Origin of the sequence: Streptomyces sp. NPDC047002 (assembly GCF_040704505.1) — a bacterium.
In the GTDB taxonomy this organism is placed as follows: Bacteria; Actinomycetota; Actinomycetes; order Streptomycetales; family Streptomycetaceae; genus Streptomyces.
In genome coordinates, this window is record NZ_JBEYWC010000037.1 from 47,547 (window position 1) to 73,271 (window position 25,725).

Genomic DNA, 25,725 nt, shown 5'->3' on the forward strand with positions numbered 1-25,725 from the left:
CGCCCGCCCCGCCGCCCGCGGAACTCCGGGGCGGCCCCGCTCACACGCCCTTGCTGACCGAGCTCATGTTGAAGTCGGGCACCCGCAGCGCCGGCATCGCCGCCCTGGTGAACCAGTCGCCCCACTCGCGCGGCAGCGTCCGCTCCGTACGGCCCGCCTCCACCGCCCGGCCGAGCAGACCGACGGGCGACTCGTTGAAGCGGAAGTTGTTCACCTCGCCGACCACCTCGCCGCCCTCGACCAGGTAGACGCCGTCCCTGGTCAGACCGGTCAGCAGCAGCGTCGCCGGGTCCACCTCGCGGATGTACCACAGGGACGTGAGCAGCAGGCCGCGCCCCGTGGCCGCCGCCATCTCGTCGAGCGACCGCTCGCCGACGCCCGCGCCCAGGCCGTCGAGCACCAGGTTGCCGATGGCCGGCGCGACCGGCAGGCCCGTCAGCCCGGCGCTCTGCCGGGTGGTGACCAGCCGGTCGAGGCGGCCGTCCCTGATCCAGTTCGTCGCCGAGAGCGGCAGCCCGTTGTCGAAGACCGACGCGTCGTCCCCCGAGGAGTGCGCGATCACGAACGGCGCGCACTCCAGGCCCGGCTCGTCCGGGTCGCTGCGCAGCGTCAGCGGCAGCTCGGAGAGCCGGTCGCCGACCCGCGTGCCGCCGCCCGGCTTGGCGAAGACCGTACGGCCCTCTGCCGCGTCCCGCGCACCCGAGGACCACAGCTGGTAGATCAGCAGGTCGGCCACGGCCGTGGGCGGCAGCAGCGTCTCGTACCGCCCGGCGGGCAGCTCCACCTTCCGCCCGGCCCAGGCGAGGCGGCGCGCGAGGCCCTCGTCGAGCGCCAGCGGATCGACGTCCGCGAAGTCGCGGGTGGCGACGCCCGCCCACGCGGAGCGCGTACGGGCGTGGGACTTCGCGTTGAGTTCGAGCGTGCCGCTCGGCTGGTCGTAGCGGAGCCTGACCCCCGTGGACGTGCCCAGGTAGGTGGAGGTCAGCTCGTGGTGGGCGAAGCCGTACAGCTCGCGGCCGCCCGCGCGGGCCCGCGCGAAGGACTCGCCGAGCGCCGGCGCGAAGTCGGCGAAGACCGCGGACGAGGTCTCGCCCGGCGCGCCCGTGAAGTCGTCCGACACCTCCGCGATGTCGACGAGCGGCCGCGCGTCGTCGGCGGGCTCGGCGCCGCGCGCCGCCGCCTCGGCGGCCCGCACCAGCGGCTCCAGGTCGTCAGCCGTCACCGCCGACCTCGACACCACGCCCGCCGCTGTGCCGCGTGCCCCGCCCACGGTCGCGACGACGGTGAGGGTGCGGCCGCGCGTCACGCCGTTCGTCGTCAGCGCGTTGCCCGCCCACCGCAGGTTCGCCGACGAGTGCTCGTCCGCGATGACGACGCAGCCGTCAGCCGTGGACAGGGCGAGGGCCCGCTCGACGATCTCGTGCGGCGTGCTGACGGCGCTCATCGCCCGGCCTCCTGCGTGGTGTTGAGGATGTTGACGCCGCGGAACAGCGCGGAGGGGCAGCCGTGCGACACGGCCGCGACCTGGCCCGGCTGCGCCTTGCCGCAGTTGAAGGCCCCGCCCAGCACATACGTCTGCGGGCCGCCCACGGCCTCCATCGAGCCCCAGAAGTCGGTCGTGGTCGCCTGGTACGCCACGTCCCGCAGCTGGCCCGCGAGCCGCCCGTGCTCGATGCGGAAGAAGCGCTGGCCGGTGAACTGGAAGTTGTAGCGCTGCATGTCGATCGACCAGGACCGGTCGCCGACCACGTAGACGCCGTGCTCGACGCCGCCGATCAGGTCCTCCGTCGACAGGCCGCCGGGATCGGGCCTGAGCGACACGTTCGCCATCCGCTGCACCGGGACGTGCCCGGGGGAGTCCGCGTACGCGCAGCCGTTGGAGCGCTCGAACCCCGCGAGCCGCGCGATCCTGCGGTCCAGCTGGTAGCCGACGAGGGTGCCGTCGCGCACGAGGTCCCAGGACTGGGCCTCGACGCCCTCGTCGTCGTAGCCGATCGTGGCCAGGCCGTGCTCAGCCGTGCGGTCGCCCGTCACGTGCATCACGGGCGAGCCGTAGCGCAACGTGCCCAGCTGGTCGAAGGTGGCGAAGGAGGTGCCCGCGTACGCCGCCTCGAAGCCGAGCGCCCGGTCGAGCTCCGTCGCGTGCCCGATCGACTCGTGGATCGTGAGCCACAGGTTCGACGGGTCGACCACCAGGTCGTACGTGCCCGCGGTGACGCTCGGCGCGCGCATCTTCTCGGCCAGCAGCCCGGGGATGCGCTCCAGCTCGCCGTCCCAGTCCCAGCCGGTGCCCTTCAGGTACTCGAAGCCGCGGCCCGCGGGCGGCGCGAGCGTGCGCATCGAGTCGAACTCGCCGCTCTCGCCGTTGACCGCGACGGCCGTCAGCACCGGGTGCAGCCGCACGCGCTGCTGGGTGGTGACCGTGCCCGCGGTGTCCGCGTAGAACTTGTTCTCGTGGACCGTCATCAGCGACGCGTCCACGTGCGCCACGCCGTCCGCCCGCAGCAGCCGGGCGCTCCACTCGGCGAGCAGCCCGGTCTTCTCGTCGTCCGGCACCTCGAACGGGTCGACGTCGTACGCCGACACCCAGGTCTTCTCCGCGTGCACCGGCTCCGCGGCCAGCTCCACCCGGCCCCCGGCCGCGTCGGGCGCGCCCGACGCGCTGATGACCTGCGCCGAAAGCTTCGCCATCGCCACGGCCTGCGCCGCGACGCGCGCCGCCGCGTCCATCGTGCGGTCCACGCCTGAGGCGAAGCCCCACGCGCCGCCGTGCACCACCCGCACCGCGTACCCCAGGTCCGTGCTGTCGGACGACCCGGCGGCCTTCGCGTCCCGCAGCCGCCACGACGCGTACCGCACCCGCTCGAAGCGGAAGTCGGCGTGCTCGGCGCCGAGCGCCCGCGCCCGCGCGAGCGCGGCGTCGGCGAGCGCCCGCAGCGGCAGCTCAAGGAAGGACTGATCTACCTCATGGCCCACAGCGGCCACTCCTCAACCTCGGCACCTCGTGGTCAACCGGCAGTGAACCACGGGTGGTCGGCCCGCTGCCGCCCGCTGCCGCCTTCCGTTCGGGCGGAAACTGTGGAGACCCGACAGTGCGCGTCGTGCGGCCCTGTCGGGGGGCGATCCCCGCCGGTGACGGCGCTACCGATAGGTTTCCGGAGTATGCACACGCTAGGGAAAGGGTGATCCGTTGAGCCGCTCGGTTCTCGTCACCGGAGGAAACCGGGGCATCGGCCTCGCCATCGCCCGCGCCTTCGCGGCCGCAGGCGACAAGGTCGCCATCACCTGCCGCTCGGGCGAGCCGCCCGAGGAGCTGACCTCGCTCGGCGTCCTGCCGGTGCGCTGCGACATCACCGACTCCGAGCAGGTGGAGCAGGCGTACAAGGAGATCGAGGAGAAGCACGGCCCCGTCGAGGTGCTGGTCGCCAACGCGGGCATCACCAAGGACCAGTTGCTGATGCGCATGTCCGAGGAGGACTTCACGTCCGTCCTCGACACCAACCTCACCGGCGCCTTCCGCGTCGTCAAGCGCGCCAACCGGGGCATGCTGCGGGCCAAGAAGGGCCGCGTCGTGCTGATCTCCTCCGTGGTCGGCCTGATGGGCAACCCGGGCCAGGCCAACTACGCCGCCTCCAAGGCGGGCCTTGTCGGGTTCGCGCGGTCCCTGGCACGCGAGCTCGGCTCGCGGAACATCACCTTCAACGTCGTGACGCCCGGCTGGGTGCAGTCGGACATGACGGCCGTGCTCCCCGAGGAGCAGCGCGAGGCGGTCCTGGACCAGGTGCCGCTCAAGCGCTTCGGCACGGCGGACGAGATCGCGGCCACGGTCCGCTTCCTCGCCTCCGACGACGCCGCGTACATCACTGGAGCCGTCATTCCCGTTGACGGCGGATTGGGCATGGGTCACTGATCACATGAGCGGAATCCTCGCCGGCAAGCGCATCCTCGTGACCGGGGTGCTCACCGACTCGTCGATCGCCTTCCACGCCGCCAAGGTGGCGCAGGAGGAGGGCGCCGAGGTCGTCCTCACCGGCTTCGGCCGGCTCTCCCTCGTCGAGCGCATCGCCAAGCGGCTGCCCAAGCCCGCCCCCGTCATCGAGCTCGACGTCACCAACCAGGAGCACCTGGACGGGCTCGAGGGCCGGGTGCGCGAGCACCTCGGCGCGGACGCGAGCCTCGACGGCGTCGTGCACTCCATCGCGTTCGGCCCGCAGGGCGTCTTCAACTTCCTCGAGGCGGGCTGGGACGACGTCGCCACGGCCGTGCACGTCTCCGCGTACTCGCTGAAGTCCCTCACCATGGCCTGCCTGCCGCTCATGGAGCCGCGCGGCGGCTCGGTCGTGGGGCTCACCTTCGACGCGCAGACCGCCTGGCCCAAGTACGACTGGATGGGCGTCGCCAAGGCCGCCCTGGAGTCCACGAGCCGCTACCTGGCCCGCGACCTCGGCCAGAAGAACATCCGCTGCAACCTGATCTCCGCGGGGCCCCTGGGCTCGATGGCCGCCAAGTCCATCCCCGGTTTCAGCGAGCTCGCCGACGTCTGGAACCACCGCGCCCCCATTGGCTGGGAGCTCTCCGACCCGGAGCCCGCGGGCCGCGGCGTCGTCGCGCTCCTCTCGGACTTCTTCCCGCGCACGACCGGCGAGATCGTCCACGTCGACGGCGGCGTGCACATGATGGGTGCCTGACACCGGCACCCCTCGTACGACGCCTCGCGCACGGACGGTCACGAGTCCGCTCACGGGCCGTGACCGTCCGAGTCGAAAAGCCCGGCACCTGCCCGCACACTTGACCCGACGGGTTGGTCCTTCCGCTCGGGGGCGGGCAGGAGGTGCCGGGCTTCATGCGTGTTCGCCACCGCGGGACAGCAGCGCTCACCACGGCCGTACTCCTCGCCGCGGGCCTCACGGCCGCCCAGTGGTCCCAGCCGCAGGGCCCCGCGAGGACGCCGGGGGCGGGGGCCGCCACGCCCGCCCCCGCCCCGGCCGCGGCGCACGGGGCAGGGCGCGCCACGTGCAGGACGCGGATCAGCGGCTCGCACGCCGTCGCCGACTGCCACAACCCCGACCCCGCGGCCGACCGGGTGCGGCTGCACGTCGAGTGCAGGCAGTGGTGGGACATCGACGCGGACAGCGCGCCCGCCGACATCCCCCCGGCGGGCTACGCCAGGCTCACCGAGCGGTGCTGGCAGCGGATCGCGGCGGTGTGGATCACCCACGAACCCGTGCCGGCGCGGCACCCGGGCACCGCACGCGGTCCGCTCACGCCCGCGCGGCCGCCGGCGGGCAGCTGAGCGCGTGCCCCGCCGCCTCGGCGGCCGCCAGCTCCCCGTCTCCCGCGCGCACCGCCTCCACCAGCCTGCGGTGGTCCATCAGGCCCTCCGTGGCGGGCGCGCCGCTGACCTGGTCGCGCAGCGCCTCGCGCACCACGTCGCCGAGGTCCGCGTAGAGCGCCGTCAGCACCTCGTTGTGCGCCGCGGACACCACCGCCAGGTGCAGGGCGCTGTCGGCGGCGACGAACGCCTCCGTGTCCGCCGTGTGCCAGGCGTCGGCCCGCCGCTCCAGCAGCGCGTCGAGCTGGCGCAGGTCGCGGTCCGTGCGCCGGGCCGCCGCGAGGCGGGCGGCCGACGACTCCAGCGTGGCGCGGACCTCGGCCACGCTGCGCGCGTCGGCCCCGGCGAACCTGCGGTGCATCACCCCGGCGAGCTCGCTGGTCGCGACGACGTACGTGCCGGAGCCCTGCCGGATGTCGAGCAGCCCGTTGTGGGCGAGCGCGCGGACGGCCTCGCGGACGGTGTTGCGGGCCACGCCGAGCTGCTCGGCCAGCTCGGGCTCCGTCGGCACGCGCGTGCCGACCGGCCACTCGCCCGAGGTGATCTGGTTCCGCAGCTGGGCGATGACCTGGTCGGACAGGGCGGACCGCCGGGGGGTCGACAGCGGCATGGGCTCCTCGTTTCCGCCGGCCGACTCTGTGGACGACGACGCAACCGGCCAGCAATCATCCCATGATTCTATGATAGTTCCATGAAGGACGATCGGAACCCGCCCCCACGGACCACCCGGGCGGCCGCACGCGCCGTCGAGACCCGCCTGGCCGCCGACATCGCGGCAGGGGAGAGCGCGGAGGCCGCAGGCTCACTCGCCGTGGACCCCGCGGCGCCCGGCGCCCGCCCCGCCGCGGGCCGTGCCCGGTGGGTGTCGCCGTTCGTCGCGGTCAGCATGTTCCTCGCCGCGCTCAACCTCCGCCCGGCGATCGGCAGCCTCGGCGCCCTCCTGGAAGAGGTGCGCGACGGACTCCACATGAGCGGCAGCGTCGCCGGGGTGCTGACCTCGGTGCCCCCGCTCTGCTTCGCGGCCTTCGGCTTCGCCGCGCCCCGCCTGGCGCGCCGCTTCGGGCCCGGCGCGGTCGTCTGCGCCGGCCTCGCCGCCGTCACCGCGGGCCTGCTGATCCGGCCGTACGTCGCGAGCACCGCGCCGTTCCTGCTGGCGAGCGCGCTCGCGCTGGCCGGGATCGCCGTCTGCAACGTCCTGATGCCGGTGATCGTCAAGCGGTACTTCCCCGACCGTGTCGGCACCATGACCGGCCTCTACTCGATGGCGGTCTCGCTCGGCACGGCCGCGGCCGCCGCGGCCGCCGTCCCGCTCACGGACGCGCTGGGCGGCAGCTGGCGCACCGGCCTCGCCGCCTGGGCGGCGCTCGGCGTGCTCGCGCTGCTGCCGTGGCTCGCCCTGGTGCGGGACCGCAGCGGCTTCGACGAGCGCACGGGCGACGCGGCAGCGCGCGCGGCCCGCGCGAAGGCGCCCGAGGGCGCTTCCGGAGGCGCGGGAGCGGCCGAGGGCGCGGGGGCGCCCGCGCGCAGGGGCGCGGGGGGAGCGGCCGCCGACGGCGTGCCGAGCCTGCTGCGCAGCCGTACCGCGTGGTCGCTCGCCGTCTTCTTCGGCCTCCAGGCCACCGGCGCGTACATCACCATGGGGTGGATGTCCCAGCGCTTCAGGGACGCGGGCATCCCGGCCGACACCGCGGGGGTGCTCCTCGCGGTGATCATGGTGATGGGCGTCCCGCTGGCCTTCGCGATACCGGGCCTGGCGGCGCGCGTCAGCCACCAGGGCCCGATCGTCGTCGGCCTCGGCGTGTGCGGCCTCGTCGCCATCGGCGGCCTCTACGCGGCGCCCGTGGGCGGCGCCTGGGTGTGGGCCGTGCTGCTCGGGATGTCCAACTGCTCGTTCCCGCTGGCCCTGACCATGATCGGCATGCGTTCCAGCACGGGTGCGGGCGTCGTCAGGCTGTCGGCGTTCAGCCAGAGCACCGGGTACCTGCTGTCGATCCCCGGCCCGCTGCTCGTGGGCGTGCTCTACCAGCACACCGGCGGCTGGACCTGGCCGCTCGCACTGATGGCCGGCCTGCTGCTGCCGCAGATGGCGGTGGGCTGGCTGGCCGGCCGGGACCGGACGATCGAGCGGGAGGCCCGGGTGGGACACTGAGCCCATGCCAGTCCTGGAACCCTCACCCCAGAACGGGCAGCGCAAGCTGCTCTACGTCTTCGGCGCGATCATCGGCATCCTCGTGGTCATCGGCGTCATCGCGTCGATCGCCTCGCCGTGACCCGCTGACCCGCCGCGCCCGGCCGGCGTCACCGACCCGTCCGGGGTGGGGCCGGCCCCCCTGACCCCTAGGGGGCAGGGGTCAGGGTCAGATGGGTGGACCACCGGATGGGAAAGCCGCCCCGCGCTCCGTAGGTTCTTCTGTGACAGCACGTGCTGAGCAGCGAGACCTCTGGAGGCGGTCATGTCGGTGCCGAGCCCGTCACACTCCCGCGGCGCAGCCGCTTCCGGGCCCCGGCTGCCCTGGTGGGCGCTGGTCCTCCCGGCCCTCGCCTTCGTCGCCCTGCTGATGGCGGCAGGCCCCTCAGGGGCCCACGCCGCCGGCGGTGACGCCCTCGCCCACGTCGTGCGCGGAATGCAGCTCGCGCTCCTCGGCTAGGGAGCGTCCGCGCGGCAGTGCCGCCCGCCCGGAGCCGGGAGGCGGCGGAGACACCAACACCCTGCGCCCGAGGGCGCATTTCGTGCGAAGCTGGGTGGCATGAGCGTCGACACACCCCGCAGGATCGTCCTCCTCAGGCATGCGAAGGCCGACTGGCCGCAGGTGTCCGACCACGAGCGGCCGCTGGCCGAGCGCGGCCGCACGGAGGCCGCCACGAGCGGCCGCAGACTGGCCGACACCGGCATCGGATTCGACCTCGCGCTCTGCTCCACCGCCGTGCGCACCCGGGAGACCTGGAAGATCGCGGTGCACGAGCTGCCGCACCGCCCCAGGACGGTCTACGAGGAGCGGCTGTACGAGGCGTCCCTCGGCGACCTCATCGCCCTGGTGAACGAGACACCGGACGATGTCGCCGACCTCCTGCTGATCGGGCACAACCCCGGCATGCACGCCCTCGCGGACGCCCTCTCCGCCGGGGCCGACGGCGACTCGCTCGCCCGGATGACGCAGGGCGCCTTCCCCACGGCGGCCTTCGCCGTCGTGGGCTTCGAAGGCAGCTGGAAAAGCGTCGAGCACGGCGTCGGCCGCCTGCTGGAGTACTGGGCCCCGCACAAGTGACCCGCAAGCGCCCGGGGCCGCCGCGGCGGCCCCGGGCCCCGCACCGCCCCGCGCGGGGCACCGTTCAGACCAGCTCCGCCGTCTCGGCGTCCTCCACCTCGTCGACCTCGTCGCGGGTGATGCCCAGCAGATACAGCACGGTGTCGAGGAACGGCACATTGACTGCCGTGTGCGCCGCCGCCCTGACCAGCGGCTTCGCATTGAAGGCGACGCCGAGGCCCGCCGTGTTGAGCATGTCCAGGTCGTTGGCGCCGTCGCCGATCGCGACCGTCTGCGCCAGCGGCACCCCCGCCTGCTCGGCGAACGACCGCAGCAGCCGCGCCTTGCCCGCGCGGTCCACCACCTCGCCCACCACCCGGCCGGTGAGCACACCGTCCACGATCTCCAGTGTGTTCGCCGCGGCGAAGTCCAGGCCGAGCCGCTCCCGCAGCGCGTCGGTGACCTGCGTGAAGCCGCCGGAGACCACACCGACCTGGTAGCCGAGCCGCTTCAGCGTGCGGATCAGTGTGCGGGCGCCCGGCGTCAGCCGGACGTCGGCGCGCACCTTCTCCACCACCGACGCGTCGAGCCCGGCGAGCAGCGCCACCCGCTCGTGCAGCGACTGCTCGAAGTCCAGCTCGCCCCGCATCGCCCTGGCCGTGACCGCGGCGACCTCGGCCTCGCAGCCGGCGTGCGCGGCGAACAGCTCGATCACCTCGTCCTGGATGAGCGTGGAGTCGACGTCCATCACCACGAGCCGCCGCGCCCTGCGCTGGAGCCCCGCGGACACCACCGCCACGTCCACCCCGATGTCGGCGGCCGCCGTGGCGAGCACGGTGCGCAGCGGCTCGGTCGCCACGCCGGACACGGCGAACTCGACGGCGGTCACCGGGTACTTCGCCAGCCGGAAGATCCGGTCGATGTTGCCGCCCGTCCCGGTGATGCTGGCCGCTATGGCCGCCGTGGACTCGGCGGTCAGCGGGTTGCCGAGGACCGTGACATGGGAACGGCCGCTGCCGCGGGGCTTGTTGTCGCCCGTACCGGAGATGATCTCGGCAGCGAGGTCCAGCGACTCCGCCCAGCTGTGCACCGTCGCGCGCAGCTCGCCGTCGGTGGCGCCCGCGTACGCGGGCGCGGTGATCAGGGCGCACAGCACGATGCGGCCGCGGGTGACGACCTGCTCGATGTCGATCACGTCCACGGCGTACGCGGCGAGTGTGTCGAAGAGTCCCGCCGTGATGCCGGGACGGTCCTTCCCGAAGATCTTGACGAGAAGTGTGCGGAGGCCGCCGGACGACTCGCGGGTCGCCGGGGGCTGCGGGGGCTCCAAAGCGCTCATGGTGCCTCCACCGTATCGGGCACGTGCCCGCCCCGGGACCGCCGTCCCGCCCACCGGACGCGGCCGGAAGGCGACGCACGGTGCCGGGGGAGTGCGGGCGGCGTGATGTCCACGGGCGGTCGCCGGTCTGTGCCGGTTGCGTCCGCATCGCGGGTATTGCCGGTACCCGGCTTTCCGCGACGGCTCCCGGCCTGAAATAGTTCCCCACGATGTTCGCCGTCCCCGGGATTCTCGGACCCGGGGTACCTCGGGGGAAACCACATGGGGCATGGAGTGCCTGAACTCGTACTGGAACTGAACGGAAGGACCTGGCACCTCGATCCGTCCAGGTCCTACACCCTGGGCAGGGATCCGCAGGGCGACCTCGTCCTCGACGACGCCCGGGTCTCGTGGCGGCACGCCACCCTCAGCTGGAACGGCCGGAGTTGGGCCGTGGAGGACCACGGCAGCACCAACGGCACCTATGCGCGGGGGCAGCGCGTGCAGAGCCTGGAGCTCGGCCCCGGCAGCGCCCTGCACCTCGGGAACCCCACCGACGGCCCGCTGCTGAGCCTGAGCGCGGCCGCGCAGCCCGTCGCCGCCGCGGGCGCGGGCGCGGGCGCGCAGACCGCTGCCGCGCCGGTCGCCGCGGCCCCGGCCACCCAGCAGCGGCCCCCGCGGCACCAGGCGGCGCAGCCGCCGCACCAGCGGGAGGCCCCGCAGGGCGCGGCGGCGCCCGCGCGCGCCGACCGCAGCCCGACGACGTTCCACCAGGTGTCGCTGGGCCGCGTGATGCGCATCGGCCGCGCGCTGGAGAACGAGCTGGTCGTCTCCGACCTCCAGGTCTCCCGGCTGCACGCCGAGTTCACCGCCACGCCGGACGGCCGCTTCGAGATCCACGACCTCGGTTCGCACAACGGCACGTACGTCAACGGCGAGCGCATCGCGAAGTCCGGCACGGTCCCGATCGGCCAGGGCGACGTCGTCGGTGTGGGCCACTCGGCGTTCCGCCTGGTCGGCGACCGCCTGGAGGAGTTCGTCGACACCGGCGAGGTGTCGTTCTCGGCACGCCACCTGACGGTCACCGTGGACGGCGGCAAGCAGATCCTCAAGGACGTGTCCTTCGGGGTCCCCGAGAAGTCGCTCGTCGGCGTCATCGGCCCCTCGGGATCCGGCAAGTCGACGCTGCTGAAGGCGCTCACCGGCTACCGCCCGGCCGACGAGGGCGACGTCCTCTACGACAACAGGAACCTCTACAAGCAGTTCGCCGAGCTGCGCCAGCGCATCGGCCTGGTCCCGCAGGACGACATCCTGCACAAGGAACTCACCGTCAAGAAGGCGCTGAAGTACGCGGCCAAGCTCCGCTTCCCCGGCGACACCGCGGAGGCCGAGCGCGCGGCGCGCATCGGCGAGGTGCTGCGCGAGCTGAAGCTCGACGCGCACAAGGAGAAGAAGGTCAGCTCCCTCTCGGGCGGCCAGCGCAAGCGCGTCTCCGTCGCCCTCGAACTGCTGACCAAGCCGTCGCTCATCTTCCTCGACGAGCCCACGTCCGGCCTCGACCCGGGCATGGACCGCGATGTGATGCAACTGCTGCGCGGCCTCGCCGACGACGGCCGCACGGTCCTGGTCGTCACCCACTCGGTGGCCGAACTCGCCCTGTGCGACAAGCTGCTGGTGATGGCGCCCGGCGGCTCCGTCGCCTACTTCGGCCCTCCGGAGGAGGCGCTCAACTTCTTCGGCTACTCCACCTGGGCCGATGTGTTCTCCGCGTTCGAGAACTACCGGGAGTACGACTGGGCGGGCCGGTGGCGCGGCTCCCAGCACTACGAGCTGTACGCGGCCGATCTCGACTCGGTCGCCCCGCAGGCCGTGGACATGCCGTCGGTCCAGCAGGTGCGGCCGCCGAAGCCGCAGAGCTGGGGCGCCCAGCTGATGACGCTGATGCGCCGCTACGTGTCGGTGATCGCGTCCGACCGCGGCTTCATGATCCTCATGGTGGCGCTGCCCGCGGTGCTCGGCGTGGTCAGCCTGGTCATCCCGGCGGAGTTCGGGCTCGGGCGGCCGGACGCCCACCACGCGTTCAACAGCGCGGCCGGCACGATCACCCTGATCCTCGCGGTCGGCATGTGCTTCTCCGGCGCGGCCAACTCCGTGCGTGAACTGATCAAGGAGCGGGTGATCTACGAGCGCGAACGGGCGACCGGCCTGTCGCGCTCCGCCTATCTGATGTCCAAGGTGATCGTGCTGGGGCTGATCACCGCGCTCCAGGGCGTCATCATCTGCGGCATCGGCTTCTCCACCCGGCCCATGCCGGAAGAGGGCCTGTTCATGCCGCCGGCCGTCGAGATCTGCCTCGCGGTGATCGCGCTCGGCCTGACCTCGATGATGGTGGGCCTGGTCATCTCCTCACTGGTGAAGACGGCGGAGAAGACCATGCCGCTGCTGGTGATGTTCGCCATCGTGCAGGTGGTCTTCACCGGCATCCTGTTCCAGGTCTTCGGAACCCCGGGCCTCGAGCAGTTCGCCTGGCTGATGCCCGCCCGCTGGGGCGTCGCCGCCGCGGGCACCACGCTCGACCTCTCGCACCTGATGCCGCCCTTCGACAAGGACGACCCCACGCACCTCGACGGCCTGTGGGCGCACGAGGCGTCCCAGTGGGCGACCGACGTCGGTGTGCAGCTGCTGCTCGCCGCGGTCTGCGTGTTCGCGGTGGCCAGGCTGCTGCGCCGGCACGAGCCCGAGGTCATGCGCAAGTAGCCCGGGACCAGGGTCCCGGAGCCCAGGGACCCTGGTCCCGGGCTACGGGACCCGTAGGGGCGACGGCCCGAGGGCGGCACCCGCGCGTACGGGGTGCCGCCCTCCGGCCTGTCCGCGCACCGGTCGTGCGGCCGCGCCGCCGGACCTGGTGGGCCGGGATCAGTAGGCGCTGTCGACGTTGTCCATGGAGCCGTACTTGTCCGCGGCGTAGTTGCACGCGGCCACGATGTTGGCCACCGGGTCGTAGATGTTGTCCGGGGTGCCGGAGACGTGGTAGCTCGCGAACGTCGGCGGGATGACCTGGAGCAGGCCCTTCGACGGGATCCCCTTCTGGGCGTTGATGTCCCAGAGGTTGATCGCCTTCGGGTTGCCCGAGGACTCGCGGATCACGTTGCGGTAGATGCCGCTGTACGAGCCCGGGATGTGGTGCTTCTTCATGATGGACAGGGACTCGCGGATCCAGCCGTTCAGGTTGTTGGCGTAGGCCGGCTTCGCGGCCCTGCCCTTGGCGGCCGCGGCCTTCTTCGCTGCGGCCTGGGCCTTCGCGGCCTTGGCCGCCTTGGCCTTGGCGGCCTTCGCCTTGGCCTCGGCCGCGGCGTGCGCCTTGGCGGCCTTGGCCTTCGCGGCCTCGTCGTCCTTGGCCTTGTTGGCGGCCTTGGTGAACGCGGCGGCCTGCGCCTTGGCGGCGCTCTCGGCGGTTATCTGCTGCTTGGCGATGCTCGCGTGCAGGGCCGTTGCCTGCTCGCTCCCGGACCAGGCGACCGGGGCGGCAGCCACGGTGCGGGCCGGAGACGCAGCAGCTGCCGAGTCGTGTCCCGGGGCCACGGCGAAGGCCAGGGACCCGGCACCGATCGCGCCCATGGTGGCGGCGATGGTGACCTTGCGGGACAGGTTGAGACGGAAGGCAGGGGTGCGTGACGCGGACATAGAGACGTACCTCTTCGGGATCGGGGAGTCGCGAAGGCCGGGCGGCCAGCTGCCTGCTCGGCGGCGACGTCGGCAATTGTTAGCGGCCGCAAAATCCCGAGGCAAAGGTGTGACGTACGACCCCCGATAGTCGTGAACGACGGATAAAGGGGCGCCCGAATCGCCCCCCTTGACCCGCCTTACCTCGACTTATTAGGTATAGATTTGTCGACTAATCCCCTTCGTAAGTGATGTGGGTCCTATGCCGGGCCTCACACGCGACCCCCCTCGATCTCACCCGAGGTTGCACATGCAATGCACAGGGTGAGCGGTTTTCTGCTACCTGAGCAGCAGGTGCACATCCCCGAACTCATGCCACAGGTACCGCTCGTTGAGCGCCTCGCCGTACGCGCGCACCAGCGCGTCCCGGCCCGCGACCGCCTCCAGCATCAGCAGGTGGGATGCCCTGGGCTCGTGCAGCCCGGTCAGCAGCCCGTCCACCGCCCGCACCCCGCGCCGCGGCGTCACCACCAGGTCCGTCCACCCGGCCGCCGCCCGCACCACACCGCGCCCGTCAGCCGCCGACTCCAGGGCCCGCACCGCCGTCGTGCCCACGGCCACCACCGCGCCGCCGCCCGCACGGGCCGCGTTCACCAGGCGCGCCGTCGTCCCCGGCACCGCGAACCGCTCCGGGTACGGCGGCTCGTGCGCCTCGGCCGACGCCACCCCCGTGTGCAGCGTGAGCGGCGCGAACTGCACCCCGCGCCGCACCAGCGCCGCCACCGTCTCCGCCGTGAAGGGGCGCCCTGCGCTCGGCATCTCCGCCGACCCCGAGCCGTCGGGTTCGGGCAGCGCGAACACCGTCTGGTATGCGCCGAGCGCCTGGTCGCGTGCCGTGTACCCGTACCGGATCGGCCGCCCGTACCCGCGCAGCAGCCCCGGCACGTCCACCGGCCGCCCGCCGCCGGGGGCGCCGAGCACCCGCGCCCACCACAGCCGCGTCCCCGCGGGGTCGAGCGGCTCCTCGCACACCGCGCGCGCCCCGCCGGGCAGCCGCACCACCGCGCCGGCCGGGCCGCCGGGCCGCGGCCCCGTCGTCCCGTCCGCCGCGGGCGCCCGCAGCTCCACCGCCCACCGGCCGTCGTCACCGCGGGTCGAGAAGTGCACCACCACCGGCTCGCCGCCCGACTCGTCGCCGAGCCGCCCCGCGACCGCTGCGGGCAGCGTCGCCGACGTGTTGACGACGAGCACGTCCCCGGCCCGCAGCAGGCACGGCAGGTCGCGGAAGGTGCGGTGCGTCACGTCCGCGCCCCGCGACACCAGCAGCCGCACATCGTCCCTGCCCGACCCCCGCTGCTCGGCCGGCACCCGCGCCGACAGCTCGTCCGGCACCCGCAGCGCGTCGAGCGCCGTCGCGCTCACCGCCCGGCCACCAGGTCGGGCGCCGCGTACCTGCCGCTCGCAGGCCGCCGCTCCACCAGGGCGAGGAACCCCGGCACCACCGTCCCCGGGTCCGGCCGCGGACCGGGGTCGTCGGGGACCGCAGCCGCGTACAGGTCCGTCGCCATGTCGCCCGGATCCACCGACCACACCCGGAGGTCGGGCTCCTCCACCGCGAGCACCGCGGCCACATGGTCGAGCGCCGCCTTCGACGCCCCGTACCCGCCCCACGTCCCGTACGCCTCGGCCGCCGCGTCCGAGCTCACCGCGACCACCGCGCCCCTGCCGCTCGCCCGCAGCAGCGGCAGCGCCTCCTGCACCAGGCCGAGCGCCGCCACCGCGTTGGTCTCAAGCGCCGCCCTGAACCCGTCGAGCGGCAGCCGCGCAAGCGGCACCAGCGGCTCGGCCCCCAGCGCGCTGGCGTTGCTGACCAGCAGGTCGAGCCCGCCGAACCGGCCGGCGGCCGCCACCAGCTCCCGCCGGTGCGCCGCGTCCCGCACATCGCCCGCCACCGCGGCGACCCGCGTCCCGTGCCGGCGCGCCGCCGCTGCCGACTCCTCGAGCACGGCGGCCGTACGGGCCCCCAGCACCAGGTCCCAGCCCCGCTCGGCGAGCCCCGCAGCCAGGGCACGCCCGAGCCCCTTCGAACCACCTGTGACCACTGCTACCGGCATCTCCTTCAGCTCCCTGTCCCTTAGTCCTTGTAATCCCCGCTCCCGCAGCCCCCGCGGCCGCCCGCCTCCGCGGACCGCCGCAGGGACTTCCGGGGCGACGCCGCCACGGTAAGAAGGGACGAACGGCCCCCGCCTCGGCCCCGGGGGCCCGCGCCCGCGGGCATTTCGGCCTAGGCCGCAGGACCCCCGCCTGCGGGTCCCGGGCCCGATACGCGGCGCGCGGTCCGCCGGTACGGTGAACACATGACCGCCAGCACGGGCCCGACGGGCTCGGGCCTCGCCGCCGTGAGTACCGCGCTCCTCGCCATGAGCAGGCACCTGGAAGTACGGGACGTCCTCCAGACGATCGTCGTCTCGGCCAGGGAGCTGCTCGACGCGGAGTACGCGGCCCTCGGCGTCCCCGACGACCACGGGGGCTTCGCCCAGTTCGTCGTGGACGGGGTGAGCGAGGAGCAGTGGCGTGCCATCGGCCCCCTGCCGAGGCAGCACGGCATCCTCGCCGCGATGCTCCACGACGAGAAGGCGGAGCGCCTCGCCGACGTGCGCGAGGACCCGCGCTTCGGCGGCTGGCCGCGCACCCACCCCGAGCTGTCCGACTTCCTCGGCCTGCCCGTCAGGGACGGCGACGAGACCCTCGCCGCCCTCTTCCTCGCCAACAAGCGCTGCTTCGGCCGGGACCCCGGGGAGACCAAGGTCTGCGGCTTCACGGAGGAGGACGAGGAACTCCTCTCGATCCTCGCCCAGCACGCCGCGATCGCCCTGACCAACGCGCGCCTGTACGAGCGCAGCCGGGAACTCACCATCGCCGAGGAGCGCTCCCGCCTCGCGCACGAGCTGCACGACGCCGTCAGCCAGAAACTGTTCTCGCTGCGGCTCACCGCGCAGGCCGCCGCGAAGCTCGTCGACCGCGACCCGGTGCGCGCCAAGGACGAGCTCCAGCAGGTCGCCGCGCTCGCCGCCGAGGCGGCCGACGAGCTCGGCGCCGCCGTGATCGAGCTGCGGCCCGCCGCCCTCGCCGAGGACGGCCTCGTCAACACACTCCGCACCCAGATCCGGGTCCTCGACCGGGCGCACTCCGCCCGGGTCACCCTCGACGCCTCCTCTCTCAGGGCCCTGCCCGCGGCGCAGGAGGAGGCGCTGCTGCGGGTCGCCCAGGAGGCGCTGCACAACGCCCTGCGCCACTCCGGCGCTGCCCGGGTCGCCGTCGCGCTCGGCCGGCGGGGCGCCGGCGCCGTCCTGCACGTCAGGGACGACGGCAGGGGCTTCGAGCCGAGCGCCGTCCGCCGGGCCGGCCGCCACCTCGGCCTGGTCTCCATGCGCGACCGCGCGAGCGGCGTCGGCGGCACGCTCACCGTCACATCGGCGCCCGGCCAGGGCACCACGATCACCATGGAGGTGCCCGGTGGCTGACCCGATCCGCGTGCTGCTCGTCGACGACCACCAGGTCGTACGGCGCGGCCTGCGCACGTTCCTGGAGATCCAGGACGACATCGCGGTCGTCGGCGAGGCGGGCGACGGCGACGAGGGCGTCGCCCGCACCGAGGAACTCCGCCCCGACGTGGTCCTGATGGACATCAAGATGCCGGGCAGCGACGGCATCGACGCGCTGCGCAAGCTCCGCGAGCTCGACAACCCCGCGAAGGTGCTCGTCGTGACCAGCTTCACCGAGCAGCGCACCGTCGTGCCCGCGCTGCGCGCGGGCGCTTCGGGCTACGTCTACAAGGACATCGACCCCGAGGCGCTCGCCGACGCGATCCGCTCGGTGCACGCCGGGCACGTGCTGCTCCAGCCCGAGGTGGCGCAGGCGCTCCTCGCACAGGACGACCCGGCGTCCGGGCAGGGCAGGGGCACCTCCCTGACGGAGCGCGAGCGCGAGGTGCTCGCGCTGATCGCCGACGGCCGCTCCAACCGCGAGATCGCGCGGGCGCTCGTGCTCTCGGAGAAGACCGTGAAGACCCATGTCTCCAACATCCTCATGAAGCTCGACCTCGCCGACCGCACCCAGGCCGCGCTCTGGGCGGTCCGCCACGGCGTCAGCCGTTGATCGGAGGGCGGCCGCGCCCACCATGGTCGCCGGTGGCATCGCCCCCGCGGGCGCCGACGCCGCGTCCGCGAACGAGACGGGCGCCCACGCGCCCGCCGCCCGCACCCAGGCCTCGGGCGAGGCCAGTCCACTCCCCGCCCGACGGCCGCCGGCCCCCGCCCTCCAGCGCCCCACCGGCCTGGGGGCTTCTGCCGCACCCGTACGCACGGCACGGCACCCGCGTACGCACCGGCGCGGCGCCCGCGGCGCGGGACAGCCCCGCAGCACACAACCCCCGCAGCACGAGCCGTCGCGACGACACTCCCGCGGCTACCGCCGCTCCCGCTCCTCCACGTACGCGTTGTACGACGCGACCTGCGCGCGCCGCGCCACCCGCTCCACCGGCCGCAGCGCCGACACCCGCGCCGCCATCGCCGAAGCGCTCACCGCGGCGCCGTCGCCCGTCTCGTACGCGAGCGCCACCATCAGCGCCACCCGCCGCGCCAGTTCCAGCACCCGCGCGGCGCGCGCCGGGTAGCCGGGCGCCAGCAGCGACGTGTCACGGGACGCCCGGGAGCGGTAGGCGTCGAGCGCCGCCTCGGCCACCGGACCCGACGCCGCCACGTCGAGACGCGACAGGACCTCCGTCGCATCCCGCAGCGCCTCGGCGAGTTCGCGCTCGGCCTCGGCGAGCGACGGCACGTCCGCCGGGGGCGCCTCCCGCACCGGCAGGCAGTGCCAGACCACCTCCACATGCTCGTCGCCCTCCGGGCCCACCGACGTGACCTCGGGCACCAGCCCGCACGGCGCCCCCACCGCGACCACCGCCTCCTCCGCCTCCAGCGCACGCGCGTTGAACTCCGGCGGGCCGCTCAGCCCCAGCGGGTGGCCCGGCGCCGGCAGCGCCACCCGGTAGCCCGCCACCCCGAGCCCCCGCAGCCGCCCCAGCGCCAGCGTCAGCCCCACCGGGCCCGGCTCGTCGGGCAGCCCCGCCACCCGGTGCACCGCGTCGTCGCCGACCACGGCGAGCGCCGCGTCGTCCGGCGAAGCCAATCCGGCCAACAGGGCGTTCCCCCACGCGGCCAGCCGTCCAGAACGTGGTTCCGAGTGCATGCGCACCAGCCTAAGCGCCCGGCCGTAACGGCCCTCACAGCCGGAGCACCTCCCCGGTGGCGTAGGTTTTCTCCTGGAGCCGCGCCTACAGGCGCACCCTGGAGCTCACGACGATTGCATGGGGAGACAAGCGCACTCATGAGCGATGTACTGGATCTGGTGGACGTGTCCGTTGTCCGCGACGGACGCGCTCTGGTGGACGACGTCTCCTGGTCGATCAAGGAAGGCGAGCGCTGGGTCATCCTCGGCCCCAACGGCGCCGGCAAGACCACCCTGCTCAACGTGGCCTCCAGCTACCTCTTCCCCACCACGGGCTCCGTCTCCATCCTCGGCGAGAAGCTCGGCAAGGTCGACGTCTTCGAGCTCAGGCCCCGCATCGGCATGGCGGGCGTCGCCATGGCCGAGAAGCTCCCCAAGCGCCAGACCGTGCTCCAGACCGTCCTGACCGCCGCGTACGGCATGACCGCCACCTGGAACGAGGACTACGAGGAGGTCGACAAGGAGCGCGCGCTCGCCTTCCTCGACCGGCTCGGCATGACCGAGTTCCTCGACCGCAGGTTCGGCACGCTCTCCGAGGGCGAGCGCAAGCGCACCCTCATCGCCCGCGCCATGATGACCGACCCCGAGCTCCTCCTCCTCGACGAGCCCGCCGCGGGACTCGACCTCGGCGGCCGCGAAGACCTCGTCCGCAGGCTCGGCAGGCTCGCCCGCGACCCGCTCGCCCCCTCCATGATCATGGTCACGCACCACGTCGAGGAGATTCCGCCCGGCTTCACCCACGTCCTGATGATCCGTCAGGGCAAGGTCCTCGCCGCAGGGCCCATGGAGACCGAGCTGACCTCCCGCAACCTCTCCCTCTGCTTCGGCCTGCCGCTCGTCGTCGAGCGCAACGGCCAGCGCTGGACGGCGACGGGCCTGCCCCTCGCCTGACGGGCCCGCGCGCCCCCGTACAGGCCACCGGGCGCCCCGCCGCCCCAACGCCCGTCAACCGACCTGGCTTTCACCCTGTCCCGACAGTGAACCGCCGACCTACCATGGTCCCGTGGATATCGACGCATGGGTGTGGTGGCTGATAGCGGCGGTCGGGCTCGGCATTCCGCTGGTCGTCACCGCCATGCCCGAATTCGGCATGCTGTCGGCGGGCGCCGTCGCGGGAGCCGTCACCGCGGCGCTCGGCGGCGGGATCGTCCTCCAGGTCGTCGTCTTCGCCGTCGTCTCGGTCGCGCTCATCGCCGTCGTACGGCCCATCGCCACCCGGCACAGCAGGCAGCGGCCCGGCCTGAGCTCCGGCGTCGACGCCCTGAAGGGCCGTCAGGCCGTCGTGCTCGAACGGGTCGACAGGCGCGGCGGCCGCATCAAACTCGCAGGCGAGACCTGGTCGGCGCGCGCCCTCGACAAGGACCAGACCTACGAACCGGGGCAGGAGGTCGACGTGGTGGACATCGACGGCGCCACCGCCGTCGTCATCTGAGCGGCGCGGGCCCCGCCGGCGGAACCCCACCGCCCGCGGCCGGCCCCGCTCCGACCCGACCCGGGCGAACCACCCAGAACGCCCGCCCCACCCACTCCACCCCAGCCAACCTGCGCGAACCCGCCCCGAGCGGGCCCGCGGTCTGGGAAACTCGATCATCGGACTATCGTCAGCGAAGGGCCTGAGGGAACACGATGGCAGCAATCATCATCGTCCTGATCATTCTGGTGGTGCTTGTCTTCATCGCCCTGATCAAGACGATCCAGGTCATTCCGCAGGCCAGCGCCGCCATCGTGGAGCGCTTCGGCCGCTACACCCGCACCCTCAACGCGGGCCTGAACATCGTGGTCCCGTTCATCGACTCCATCCGCAACCGCATCGACCTGCGTGAACAGGTCGTGCCGTTCCCCCCGCAGCCCGTCATCACCCAGGACAACCTCGTCGTCAACATCGACACCGTCATCTACTACCAGGTGACCGACGCGCGGGCCGCCACCTACGAAGTCGCCAGCTACATCCAGGCGATCGAGCAGCTCACCGTCACCACGCTGCGCAACATCATCGGCGGCATGGACCTGGAGCGGACCCTCACCTCGCGCGAGGAGATCAACGCGGCCCTGCGCGGCGTCCTCGACGAGGCCACCGGCAAGTGGGGCATCCGCGTCAACCGCGTCGAGCTCAAGGCCATCGAACCGCCCACCTCCATCCAGGACTCGATGGAGAAGCAGATGCGCGCCGACCGCGACAAGCGCGCCGCGATCCTCACCGCCGAGGGCATCCGCCAGTCGCAGATCCTCACCGCCGAGGGCGAGAAGCAGTCCGCGATCCTCCGCGCGGAGGGCGAGGCGCGCGCCGCGGCCCTGCGTGCCGAGGGCGAGGCCCAGGCCATCCGCACGGTCTTCGAGTCCATCCACGCCGGCGACCCGGACCAGAAGCTCCTCTCGTACCAGTACCTCCAGATGCTGCCGAAGATTGCCGAGGGCGACGCCAACAAGCTCTGGATCGTGCCCAGCGAGATCGGCGACGCCCTCAAGGGCCTCAGCGGCGCCTTCGGCAACCTGGGCCCCGGCATCCCCGGCTTCAACAACGCCGACAAGGGCGGCGCCCAGCAGGGCGTGGGACAGGTGCCCGGCCAGGGCGCGGGGCCCGACGGGGGCGGCAAGTCGCTCGGCTGACCCGCAGCACAGCACACCGGCGGCGGGCCGCGCCCGCCGCCCACCGCGGCCCCAGGACAACGGGGCGCCGCAGCACGATACGGAGACCATGAGCATCTGGGACATGGCGGCCGTCCTCTTCGCGGGGGTCTGGGCCGGCGCCATCAACACCGTCGTCGGCTCGGGCACCCTGGTCACCTTCCCCGTACTCCTCGCGGTCGGCGTCCCACCCGTCACCGCCACCGTCTCCAACGCCCTCGGCCTCGTCCCCGGCACCCTCAGCGGAGCCCTCGGCTACCGCGCCGAACTCACCGGACAGCGGCCGCGCGTCCTGCGCCTCGGCGCCGCCGCCCTCGTCGGCGGACTCGCCGGTGCGATCCTGCTGCTCGTCCTGCCGTCCACCGCGTTCGAGACGATCGTGCCCGTCCTCGTCGGCATCGCCCTCGTCCTCGTCGTGCTCCAGCCCCGCATCGCCGCCCTCGTCCAGCGCCGCAGGGCCGGCACCGGCACCGGCACCGGCCGCGCGGCCGCGGTCGACGGCGGGCCCGTCCTGATCGGCGCGCTCCTCCTCGCCAGCGTCTACGGCGGCTACTTCACCGCGGCCCAGGGAATCATCTACCTCTCCCTCATGGGCATGCTGCTCGACGACACCATGCAGCGGCTCAACGCCGTGAAGACGGTCCTCTCGACGATCGTCAACTCCGTCGCCGCGCTGTTCTTCCTCTTCGCAGCGGACTTCGACTGGACGGCCGTCGGCCTCATCGCCCTCGGCTCCACCGCCGGCGGCGTCCTCGGCGCGCGGATCGCCCGCCGCCTCCCACCGCCCGCCCTGCGCGCCGTCATCCTCGTCGTCGGTGTCGCCGCGATCGTCCAACTCCTCCTGCGCTGACCCCGGCACGGCGCGGGGCCCGCCCCCGGCACCCCCGGAACGGGCCCCACACGACAAGGCGGCCGCCGCCGCACCGCACCCGGCGGACGACCGGTCAGGACACCGCCGCACACCCCCGCACCGCACACCCTCGGACCGCACGCACCGGGATCACGCGGCACCCACGCCCGCGGGAATCCCCGCAGCCAGCCACTCCGGCAGCTCCGAGCGCTCACCCGACCGCAGCGACAGCAGCATCGCGTCCGCGGGCGACGGCACGAACGGCGCCCGCAGCAACGGCATCCCCGCCTGCTCCGGCGTACGGTCCGCCTTGCGGTGATTGCACTCGGCACACGAAGCGACCGTGTTCAGCCAGCTGTCCGCACCCCCGCGCGACCGCGGCGTCACATGGTCGACCGTCGTCGCCCTGCGCTCGCAGTAGGCGCACCGGTGCTGGTCCCGCACGAGCACACCGCGCCGCGACCACGGTGCCTGTCTTCGGAAGGGCACGCGCACATACCGGCAGAGCCTGATCACCCGCGGCACCGGCAACTCCATCGCGGCCGCCCGCACCCGCAGCCCCGGATGCGCCTGCTCGACCACCGCCTTGTCCTGGAGCACCAGGACGACGGCGCGGTGCAGCGTCACCGTCGACAGGGGTTCAAAGCTCGCGTTGAGCACCAGAGTGTCCCGCATCCCGCCCACCTCCCGTGGTGCCGGCCCAGCCTGCTCCGGCGGGCCGTCCGGCTCGGATCAACTCTGGCCGGGCACGCCGGGGTGGACAACACAATAAAAAAATGCCCCGCCCTGATCACCGATAGACCAGGGCGGGGCAAACAACGGGCAAACGGTCAGCTCCCCGCCGGTTCCCCGTACGCGCCGATCAGCTGTGCGCGGGCCAGCGTGTGGAACCGCAGGTTGAATCCGACGAACGCCGGAGGGGCGTCGCTGTCGGGCCCGAGCTTCTCCGTGTCCACCGCGTACACCGTGAACACGTAGCGGTGCGCCGGGTCACCGGGCGGCGGCGCTGCGCCGCCGAACTCCTTCGTCCCGTAGTCGTTGCGCGCTTGCACCGCACCGGCCGGCAGCCCCTCGAAGGAGCCGCTGCCCGCACCCACCGGCAGCTCGGTCACGGACGCCGGGATGTCGAAGACCACCCAGTGCCAGAACCCGCTGCCGGTCGGCGCGTCCGGGTCGAAGCAGGTCACGGCAAAGCTCTTGGTCTCCGTGGGGAAGCCCTCCCAGCGCAGCGAGGGCGACGTGTTGCCCGCCGCGTAGACCTGGGCGTCCTTCAGCGTGGCACCGGGAGCGACCTCGTCGCTCGCCACGCTGAACGACGGCACCTGCGGATGGAAGTCATGGGGGAGCGGGGCACGCTGTCCTTCGGACATGCGGAAAACCTCCGAGTCGTACGCGGTTCGATCTTGTACCTCTCTACGGACCGAGCCTAGCGACGTACTCAGAACCAGTTGCGGCGCCCGCCGACCTCGGCGAGCCAGCCGTGCAGATACCCGGGCCAGTCCGTCGACGCATAGGCGTCGAGCCCCACCGTGAACGACCTGTACGTGTCGCGCCCCTCGCTGAACAGGCCGCCCTTCTTGTCCATCTCCATCACGACGTCCATCTCCCGGTCGTCCGCGACGAACGTCAGCTCCACCTCGTTGAGCCCCCGGTACTGCTCGGGCGAGCGGAACTCGATCTCCTGGTAGAACGGCAGCCGCTGCCGCGTCCCCCGCACGTGTCCCCGCTCCATGTCCGCCGACTTGAAGCGGAACCCCAGATGGATGAAGGCGTCGAGGATCGCCTGCTGCGCCGGCAGCGGATGCACCCTCACCGGGTCGAGGTCCCCCGAGTCGACGGCCCGCGCGATCTGCAGCCCCGTCGTCACCCCCAGGTGCATCCCCCGCAGGTCCTGCCCCTCGATCGCGGTGACCGGCGTCTCCCAGGGGATCTCCAGGCCGAACCGCACCGTGTGCACCGCGCCCGGCTGCACCTCGAAGGCGCCGCCGATGCGCTCCGTCGCGAAGTCGATGTTCTGCTTGTACTCCTGGTCATCGTGGCCCTCGACCTCGACCCGCGCCTGGAGGCCCACCGTCAGCCCCTGGATCTCCTGGCTCACCGCCCCGCCCTGGACACGCACCTCGCCCTGGACCACACCGCCCGGCACGACGTTCTCCTCGAAAAGCTCCGTCTCCACCGAAGCCCCGCCCGCACCCAAGCTGGCGAGCAGCCTCTTGAAGCCCATCTCCACTCCCTCTGCGTCGTGTTGCACCGTACGGTCCGTACGCCCCCTACATACGCGCAGGCCCGCCGCCCGGTTCCGTGGCACCGGGAGCCGGGATCGCACGGGCGACGCCGGTAGGCTCGTACGCCATGGTCATGATCGAAACCCCCGACCGTACGCCCCTGCCCCGCGCCTTCTTCGACCGCCCGGTCCTGGAGGTCGCCCCCGAACTGCTCGGCAGGACCCTGGTCGCCCGCGCCCCCGAGGGCACGGTGGAACTCCTCCTCACCGAGGTCGAGGCGTACGACGGGGAGAACGACCCGGGGTCGCACGCCTTCCGCGGGCCCACCGCGCGCAACGCCGTCATGTTCGGCCCGCCAGGACACGCGTACGTCTACTTCACATACGGCATGTGGCACTGCATGAACGTGGTCTGCGGCCCGGAGGGGAAGGCGAGCGGAGTCCTGCTGCGCGGCGGCCGGGTCACGCTGGGGGAGGAGACCGCGCGAAAACGCCGCCTTCCGGCCCGCAAGGACACAGAACTGGCCAAAGGGCCGGCCCGCCTGGCGACGGCCCTGGGCATCGACCGAACGCTGGACGGCGTGGACCTCTGCTCGGGCCCGCCGAGCCCCCTCTCGCTGCTCGCCGGCACCCCTGCCCCCACCGACCTGGTACGCAGCGGCCCCCGCACGGGTGTGGGCGGCGGCGGGGCCCACCAGCCCTGGCGGTTCTGGACGGACGGCGACCCCACGGTCAGCCCCTACCGCGCCCACGTGCCCCGCAAGCGGCGCTCTTGACGCGGCTTGACCCGGGGACACGAGGTGCGTAACGTAGTCCGAGCCGCTGAAACGGGGCAGCTGCCAATCGGCAGACCCGGGAGCGGCCATCCACCAGCTTCGATCGAACCCTCAACGGGTCTGATTTTCGGCATGCCGAAAATCAGCTCGAATGACACCGATTATGAATCGGTCGGGGAAATCGGCTAAGGTCGTGGACGTCGGAACGGCCGAGCGAAAGGGCCGGAAAGACGGAGCAGGGCCCCACCTTCCGGCGGGGAATCAGACGGGGAAACACGGGAAACAGCGTCTGATAGAGTCGGAAACGCGAAACACCGAAGGGAAAGCCCGGAGGAGCCCTGTGAGGGGGTCCGAAGGAAGCGTCCGTTCCTTGAGAACTCAACAGCGTGCTAAAAGTCAACGC

The 25,725-nt window shown here is 73.0% G+C and carries 26 protein-coding genes; 15 read left to right on the forward strand and 11 right to left on the reverse strand.

Going from position 1 to position 25,725, the window contains the following annotated elements; genetic code table 11:
* Nucleotides 1-40 precede the first annotated feature (40 nt).
* Together AB0910_RS26940 and AB0910_RS26945 are read right to left on the reverse strand one after the other, a co-directional pair.
* Nucleotides 41-1,444: a metallopeptidase TldD-related protein gene (locus tag AB0910_RS26940; RefSeq protein WP_366747241.1), complete on the reverse strand. Its 1,404-nt coding sequence runs from the start codon at nt 1,442-1,444 to the stop codon at nt 41-43.
* On the reverse strand, nt 1,441-2,976 hold the full coding sequence (locus AB0910_RS26945) for a TldD/PmbA family protein (RefSeq protein WP_366747242.1): 1,536 nt from the start codon (nt 2,974-2,976) through the stop codon (nt 1,441-1,443). Before AB0910_RS26945 ends, AB0910_RS26940 begins: the two co-directional genes overlap by 4 nt.
* 214 nt (nt 2,977-3,190) lie before the next feature.
* On the opposite strand from AB0910_RS26945, the gene fabG reads away from it, so the two are divergent.
* From fabG to AB0910_RS26960, 3 genes are all read left to right on the forward strand, one after another.
* Complete coding sequence (gene fabG, locus AB0910_RS26950; RefSeq protein ID WP_366747243.1) at nt 3,191-3,910, forward strand: 3-oxoacyl-[acyl-carrier-protein] reductase; 720 nt, start codon at nt 3,191-3,193, stop codon at nt 3,908-3,910.
* A gap of 4 nt (nt 3,911-3,914) precedes the next feature.
* Nucleotides 3,915-4,688 carry an enoyl-ACP reductase FabI gene (gene fabI, locus AB0910_RS26955; RefSeq protein ID WP_366747244.1) on the forward strand — a complete coding sequence of 258 codons (774 nt, stop codon included), beginning with the start codon at nt 3,915-3,917 and terminating at the stop codon, nt 4,686-4,688.
* Between the two features lie 155 nt (nt 4,689-4,843).
* A complete protein-coding gene (locus AB0910_RS26960) occupies nt 4,844-5,293 on the forward strand; it encodes a hypothetical protein (protein WP_366747245.1) in 450 nt (149 codons plus the stop codon).
* On the opposite strand, the gene AB0910_RS26965 is transcribed toward AB0910_RS26960, so the two are convergent.
* Nucleotides 5,262-5,942: an FCD domain-containing protein gene (locus tag AB0910_RS26965; protein ID WP_366747246.1), complete on the reverse strand. Its 681-nt coding sequence runs from the start codon at nt 5,940-5,942 to the stop codon at nt 5,262-5,264. The genes AB0910_RS26960 and AB0910_RS26965 overlap by 32 nt on opposite strands.
* Nucleotides 5,943-6,023: 81 nt before the next feature.
* Between AB0910_RS26965 and AB0910_RS26970 the strand changes: the two genes are divergently transcribed.
* The 4 genes from AB0910_RS26970 (at nt 6,024) to AB0910_RS26985 (ending at nt 8,598) form a co-directional block, all read left to right on the forward strand.
* Nucleotides 6,024-7,481 carry an MFS transporter gene (locus AB0910_RS26970; protein WP_366747247.1) on the forward strand — a complete coding sequence of 486 codons (1,458 nt, stop codon included), beginning with the start codon at nt 6,024-6,026 and terminating at the stop codon, nt 7,479-7,481.
* Nucleotides 7,482-7,485: 4 nt separating this feature from the next.
* The gene (locus AB0910_RS26975; RefSeq protein WP_366747248.1) at nt 7,486-7,602 is read left to right on the forward strand and encodes an SGM_5486 family transporter-associated protein; all 117 of its coding nucleotides are present in this window, start codon (nt 7,486-7,488) and stop codon (nt 7,600-7,602) included.
* A 183-nt stretch (nt 7,603-7,785) separates the two neighbouring features.
* A complete protein-coding gene (locus tag AB0910_RS26980) occupies nt 7,786-7,980 on the forward strand; it encodes a hypothetical protein (protein WP_366747249.1) in 195 nt (64 codons plus the stop codon).
* A gap of 99 nt (nt 7,981-8,079) precedes the next feature.
* Nucleotides 8,080-8,598, forward strand: a complete 519-nt coding sequence (locus AB0910_RS26985; RefSeq protein ID WP_366747250.1) for a histidine phosphatase family protein — start codon at nt 8,080-8,082, stop codon at nt 8,596-8,598.
* A 64-nt stretch (nt 8,599-8,662) separates the two neighbouring features.
* On the opposite strand, the gene serB is transcribed toward AB0910_RS26985, so the two are convergent.
* A complete protein-coding gene (gene serB, locus AB0910_RS26990) occupies nt 8,663-9,916 on the reverse strand; it encodes a phosphoserine phosphatase SerB (RefSeq protein ID WP_366747251.1) in 1,254 nt (417 codons plus the stop codon).
* Nucleotides 9,917-10,177: 261 nt separating this feature from the next.
* Here serB and AB0910_RS26995 point away from each other — a divergent pair, with 261 nt between their 5' ends.
* Nucleotides 10,178-12,652: an FHA domain-containing protein gene (locus tag AB0910_RS26995; protein WP_366747252.1), complete on the forward strand. Its 2,475-nt coding sequence runs from the start codon at nt 10,178-10,180 to the stop codon at nt 12,650-12,652.
* A 159-nt stretch (nt 12,653-12,811) separates the two neighbouring features.
* On the opposite strand, the gene AB0910_RS27000 is transcribed toward AB0910_RS26995, so the two are convergent.
* From AB0910_RS27000 to AB0910_RS27010, 3 genes are all read right to left on the reverse strand, one after another.
* Complete coding sequence (locus AB0910_RS27000; RefSeq protein ID WP_366747253.1) at nt 12,812-13,579, reverse strand: transglycosylase SLT domain-containing protein; 768 nt, start codon at nt 13,577-13,579, stop codon at nt 12,812-12,814.
* A gap of 318 nt (nt 13,580-13,897) precedes the next feature.
* Nucleotides 13,898-14,980: an S-adenosylmethionine:tRNA ribosyltransferase-isomerase gene (locus AB0910_RS27005; protein ID WP_366747254.1), complete on the reverse strand. Its 1,083-nt coding sequence runs from the start codon at nt 14,978-14,980 to the stop codon at nt 13,898-13,900.
* A complete protein-coding gene (locus AB0910_RS27010) occupies nt 14,977-15,672 on the reverse strand; it encodes an SDR family oxidoreductase (protein WP_366747255.1) in 696 nt (231 codons plus the stop codon). The genes AB0910_RS27005 and AB0910_RS27010 overlap by 4 nt, the downstream gene beginning before the upstream one ends.
* Before the next feature lie 243 nt (nt 15,673-15,915).
* Between AB0910_RS27010 and AB0910_RS27015 the strand changes: the two genes are divergently transcribed.
* Both AB0910_RS27015 and AB0910_RS27020 read left to right on the forward strand, forming a co-directional pair.
* Nucleotides 15,916-17,082, forward strand: coding sequence for a GAF domain-containing sensor histidine kinase (locus AB0910_RS27015; protein ID WP_366747256.1), 1,167 nt, complete (start codon nt 15,916-15,918; stop codon nt 17,080-17,082).
* Nucleotides 17,075-17,716 (forward strand): response regulator transcription factor, encoded by a 642-nt coding sequence (locus AB0910_RS27020; protein WP_366747257.1) that lies wholly within the window; start codon nt 17,075-17,077, stop codon nt 17,714-17,716. The genes AB0910_RS27015 and AB0910_RS27020 overlap by 8 nt, the downstream gene beginning before the upstream one ends.
* A gap of 309 nt (nt 17,717-18,025) precedes the next feature.
* On the opposite strand, the gene AB0910_RS27025 is transcribed toward AB0910_RS27020, so the two are convergent.
* Nucleotides 18,026-18,808 carry a hypothetical protein gene (locus AB0910_RS27025; RefSeq protein ID WP_366747258.1) on the reverse strand — a complete coding sequence of 261 codons (783 nt, stop codon included), beginning with the start codon at nt 18,806-18,808 and terminating at the stop codon, nt 18,026-18,028.
* Between the two features lie 138 nt (nt 18,809-18,946).
* Here AB0910_RS27025 and AB0910_RS27030 point away from each other — a divergent pair, with 138 nt between their 5' ends.
* From AB0910_RS27030 to AB0910_RS27045, 4 genes are all read left to right on the forward strand, one after another.
* Nucleotides 18,947-19,738 carry an ABC transporter ATP-binding protein gene (locus tag AB0910_RS27030; RefSeq protein WP_366747259.1) on the forward strand — a complete coding sequence of 264 codons (792 nt, stop codon included), beginning with the start codon at nt 18,947-18,949 and terminating at the stop codon, nt 19,736-19,738.
* A gap of 112 nt (nt 19,739-19,850) precedes the next feature.
* Entirely contained in the window at nt 19,851-20,279 is a 429-nt protein-coding gene (locus AB0910_RS27035; protein WP_366747260.1) for an NfeD family protein, read from the forward strand.
* 194 nt (nt 20,280-20,473) lie between these two features.
* A complete protein-coding gene (locus tag AB0910_RS27040) occupies nt 20,474-21,454 on the forward strand; it encodes an SPFH domain-containing protein (protein WP_366747261.1) in 981 nt (326 codons plus the stop codon).
* A gap of 88 nt (nt 21,455-21,542) precedes the next feature.
* Nucleotides 21,543-22,322 carry a sulfite exporter TauE/SafE family protein gene (locus AB0910_RS27045; protein WP_366747262.1) on the forward strand — a complete coding sequence of 260 codons (780 nt, stop codon included), beginning with the start codon at nt 21,543-21,545 and terminating at the stop codon, nt 22,320-22,322.
* A 150-nt stretch (nt 22,323-22,472) separates the two neighbouring features.
* Here AB0910_RS27045 and AB0910_RS27050 read toward each other — a convergent pair whose 3' ends face one another.
* From AB0910_RS27050 to AB0910_RS27060, 3 genes are all read right to left on the reverse strand, one after another.
* Nucleotides 22,473-22,997, reverse strand: coding sequence for an HNH endonuclease (locus AB0910_RS27050; protein ID WP_366747263.1), 525 nt, complete (start codon nt 22,995-22,997; stop codon nt 22,473-22,475).
* 155 nt (nt 22,998-23,152) lie between these two features.
* Complete coding sequence (locus tag AB0910_RS27055; RefSeq protein WP_366747264.1) at nt 23,153-23,692, reverse strand: YbhB/YbcL family Raf kinase inhibitor-like protein; 540 nt, start codon at nt 23,690-23,692, stop codon at nt 23,153-23,155.
* 68 nt (nt 23,693-23,760) lie between these two features.
* The gene (locus tag AB0910_RS27060) at nt 23,761-24,546 is read right to left on the reverse strand and encodes a sporulation protein (RefSeq protein ID WP_366747270.1); all 786 of its coding nucleotides are present in this window, start codon (nt 24,544-24,546) and stop codon (nt 23,761-23,763) included.
* Nucleotides 24,547-24,680: 134 nt separating this feature from the next.
* On the opposite strand from AB0910_RS27060, the gene AB0910_RS27065 reads away from it, so the two are divergent.
* On the forward strand, nt 24,681-25,322 hold the full coding sequence (locus AB0910_RS27065) for a DNA-3-methyladenine glycosylase (RefSeq protein WP_366747271.1): 642 nt from the start codon (nt 24,681-24,683) through the stop codon (nt 25,320-25,322).
* The last annotated feature ends 403 nt before the right edge of the window (nt 25,323-25,725 follow it).

Excerpts from the sequence above, each read along its gene's own strand:
- serB (WP_366747251.1), bottom strand. The coding sequence starts at position 9,916 with ATGAGCGCTTTGGAGCCCCCGCAGCCCCCGGCGACCCGCGAGTCGTCC.
- AB0910_RS27055 (WP_366747264.1), bottom strand. The coding sequence starts at position 23,692 with ATGTCCGAAGGACAGCGTGCCCCGCTCCCCCATGACTTCCATCCGCAG.
- AB0910_RS26965 (WP_366747246.1), bottom strand. The coding sequence starts at position 5,942 with ATGCCGCTGTCGACCCCCCGGCGGTCCGCCCTGTCCGACCAGGTCATC.
- AB0910_RS27015 (WP_366747256.1), top strand. The coding sequence starts at position 15,916 with ATGACCGCCAGCACGGGCCCGACGGGCTCGGGCCTCGCCGCCGTGAGT.
- AB0910_RS26985 (WP_366747250.1), top strand. The coding sequence starts at position 8,080 with ATGAGCGTCGACACACCCCGCAGGATCGTCCTCCTCAGGCATGCGAAG.
- AB0910_RS27065 (WP_366747271.1), top strand. The coding sequence starts at position 24,681 with ATGATCGAAACCCCCGACCGTACGCCCCTGCCCCGCGCCTTCTTCGAC.
- AB0910_RS27050 (WP_366747263.1), bottom strand. The coding sequence starts at position 22,997 with ATGCGGGACACTCTGGTGCTCAACGCGAGCTTTGAACCCCTGTCGACG.
- AB0910_RS26960 (WP_366747245.1), top strand. The coding sequence starts at position 4,844 with ATGCGTGTTCGCCACCGCGGGACAGCAGCGCTCACCACGGCCGTACTC.
- AB0910_RS27010 (WP_366747255.1), bottom strand. The coding sequence starts at position 15,672 with ATGCCGGTAGCAGTGGTCACAGGTGGTTCGAAGGGGCTCGGGCGTGCC.
- AB0910_RS26970 (WP_366747247.1), top strand. The coding sequence starts at position 6,024 with ATGAAGGACGATCGGAACCCGCCCCCACGGACCACCCGGGCGGCCGCA.
- AB0910_RS27040 (WP_366747261.1), top strand. The coding sequence starts at position 20,474 with ATGGCAGCAATCATCATCGTCCTGATCATTCTGGTGGTGCTTGTCTTC.
- AB0910_RS26980 (WP_366747249.1), top strand. The coding sequence starts at position 7,786 with ATGTCGGTGCCGAGCCCGTCACACTCCCGCGGCGCAGCCGCTTCCGGG.
- AB0910_RS27030 (WP_366747259.1), top strand. The coding sequence starts at position 18,947 with ATGAGCGATGTACTGGATCTGGTGGACGTGTCCGTTGTCCGCGACGGA.
- AB0910_RS26995 (WP_366747252.1), top strand. The coding sequence starts at position 10,178 with ATGGGGCATGGAGTGCCTGAACTCGTACTGGAACTGAACGGAAGGACC.
- AB0910_RS26940 (WP_366747241.1), bottom strand. The coding sequence starts at position 1,444 with ATGAGCGCCGTCAGCACGCCGCACGAGATCGTCGAGCGGGCCCTCGCC.
- fabI (WP_366747244.1), top strand. The coding sequence starts at position 3,915 with ATGAGCGGAATCCTCGCCGGCAAGCGCATCCTCGTGACCGGGGTGCTC.
- AB0910_RS26975 (WP_366747248.1), top strand. The coding sequence starts at position 7,486 with ATGCCAGTCCTGGAACCCTCACCCCAGAACGGGCAGCGCAAGCTGCTC.
- AB0910_RS27060 (WP_366747270.1), bottom strand. The coding sequence starts at position 24,546 with ATGGGCTTCAAGAGGCTGCTCGCCAGCTTGGGTGCGGGCGGGGCTTCG.
- AB0910_RS27000 (WP_366747253.1), bottom strand. The coding sequence starts at position 13,579 with ATGTCCGCGTCACGCACCCCTGCCTTCCGTCTCAACCTGTCCCGCAAG.
- AB0910_RS27025 (WP_366747258.1), bottom strand. The coding sequence starts at position 18,808 with ATGCACTCGGAACCACGTTCTGGACGGCTGGCCGCGTGGGGGAACGCC.
- AB0910_RS27045 (WP_366747262.1), top strand. The coding sequence starts at position 21,543 with ATGAGCATCTGGGACATGGCGGCCGTCCTCTTCGCGGGGGTCTGGGCC.